Source organism: Mesorhizobium sp. M7A.F.Ca.CA.001.10.2.1 (assembly GCF_003998575.1).
GTDB lineage: Bacteria > Pseudomonadota > Alphaproteobacteria > Rhizobiales > Rhizobiaceae > Mesorhizobium.
In genome coordinates this window covers 1-507 of sequence record NZ_RZQY01001322.1, presented here as the reverse complement: position 1 = coordinate 507, position 507 = coordinate 1, and the positions used below count along the sequence as shown (strand labels likewise).

Sequence of the window (507 nt, the reverse complement as noted above, 5' to 3'; positions counted from 1 at the left end):
AGGGAAAGGCGGGCCAGCGCATTTCCTCGCGGCTGCCGTTGACCATGAGCCTGGTGTTCAACGCCAAACCCAGGCAGGCACAAGCGCGCGCCTCCAAGGACCTGCCAGGCGCCACCGATGTGTCCTGCGCCGATATTGCCCAGCGCTGGCTGGCAGCCGGAAAAAAGGACCTGCCGCCCGACCAGCTTGCCGCCTGGCTGCGCTCCGACGAGGGGCCGCTGTCGGGCGCCATGCTCAATTCGTCGCAGATCATGCGACTCGAACTCAACATGCAGGTGCTGCGCCTGTCTGCCTCGACGCGGCGCGATTTCGGCGGTCATGCCGAATACCTCCTGAAGATCTTCAAATGGGATCCGGCGACGTCCAGCTTCTATGAAGCGAAGATGGAAAACCAGATCGACCGCGCCACCGTGCTGGCCGACAAGCCGTCCTTTGCCAGATGGCTGCTCACCGACCGCAACGTCTACGATCTGGATCACGGCCGGCTGGTCATCGATGAAAAATTCC

At 62.7% G+C, this 507-nt stretch carries 1 pseudogene; it reads left to right on the top strand.

Features of this window, described 5'->3' with window-relative positions:
* Window positions 1–44 precede the first annotated feature (44 nt).
* Window positions 45–507: pseudogene (locus EN964_RS36875) on the top strand (hypothetical protein); the annotation flags it as partial.